Annotated in this window: 2 protein-coding genes and 1 pseudogene; all 3 read left to right on the forward strand. The window is 46.6% G+C overall.

The genetic code is table 11. The features are described 5' to 3' along the window. The first annotated feature begins 42 nt into the window (after positions 1 to 42). Positions 43 to 210: a hypothetical protein gene (locus Q0296_RS07250; RefSeq protein WP_163026383.1), complete on the forward strand. Its 168-nt coding sequence runs from the start codon at positions 43 to 45 to the stop codon at positions 208 to 210. Positions 211 to 218: 8 nt separating this feature from the next. Beyond that, on the forward strand, positions 219 to 575 hold the full coding sequence (locus Q0296_RS07255) for a disulfide bond formation protein B (protein ID WP_298038688.1): 357 nt from the start codon (positions 219 to 221) through the stop codon (positions 573 to 575). A gap of 24 nt (positions 576 to 599) precedes the next feature. After that, a pseudogene (locus Q0296_RS07260) lies at positions 600 to 1,138 on the forward strand (disulfide bond formation protein B); the annotation flags it as partial.

Consider the following 1,138-nt stretch of genomic DNA (forward strand, 5'->3'; position numbering starts at 1 on the left):
ATTAAAATGACAATCTAATCTTAATGAGATAAAGGAGATAAAATGGAATTTTTATCGTTTCTCTTTCTGGTCATAGCCGTTTTCATCGCATGGAAAAAGCCAGAGAAAGAGGGCTTAGCCTTTGGTGCATTTGCCGTGGAGACGGCGATATGCTTTATCATGTTTTTCATCGCCAGCTGGGCATCTCTTTTGCCTTTTGCAGCATACTAGGAGAGCAATTGAGTTTTTTTAACGAGAAAAATTTCGACTTTATCATGGCCACCGCGGTCTTGCTCGTGCTTGCTATCCCTGTTGGTATCGCAAACATCTATCTTGGCTACGTCATCGGCGAGGGGCCTTGCACGCTTTGCTGGTGGGAGCGTATCGGCATGGTCGTGGTCGGCGTCGCGGGTATCTTGATACTGCGCTACGGACTAAAGGCGCGCTACATAGCCGCCGTGCTTTTTGGTGCAGCATATGGAATCTTTATGACGCTAAGACACGCTAGCTTTAGTTTATATAGAGTTGTTGGCATGGGCTTTGGTGGCGATATATTTGGCGCTCACACATATACGTGGGGTATTTTGGTGTACTGAGTCGTGGTTGTAGCGATGGGGCTTATGATGCTTTTTGCCAAAGACAAGGTTGTCTCGGACGATATTTCGCGCTCGGACACTAGGATAAAGCCTCTTAGCGCGTATTCAAAATTTGTGATCGCATTAAGCCTATTTGTTATCCTATCAAATGCCGTTCAGACGCTCATCTTAGCAGGCATCCCGCCGTATAGCGGCAAGGACGATCCTGAGCGTATCAGTCTAAATAGCACTTGGACCTCAGGCGTTTGGAAAAGGTTTGAAAAGCCGTTTTCATTTGTCGGCGCAAATGTCGTCGAGGATCCGTTTATAGCGGGCGAGCCTAAAGATATAAGCGTCAAATTTAACTCTGATCCAAGCGCCGGCGCGTTTGTTGACGTAAAACCTGCGCTTAGCGTGAAAAACAGCTTCCCGCTTCCTTTTGAGACGAAGGGGATTTTTGGCAAAGGCGTAACGAGCGGACTTGCGTATAACGCTAAAAACGATACTTTTGGTATCTCAAACACCGAAGGCGGCGTTTATTTTACGGATGCGAATTTTAAAGAGATCGCTCACGCCATCATCGA

The organism is uncultured Campylobacter sp. (genome assembly GCF_937890585.1).
Classification (GTDB): Bacteria; Campylobacterota; Campylobacteria; order Campylobacterales; family Campylobacteraceae; genus Campylobacter_A.

Coding starts and splice junctions, on each gene's coding strand:
- Q0296_RS07250 (WP_163026383.1), top strand. CDS start 43: ATGGAATTTTTATCGTTTCTCTTTCTGGTCATAGCCGTTTTCATCGCA.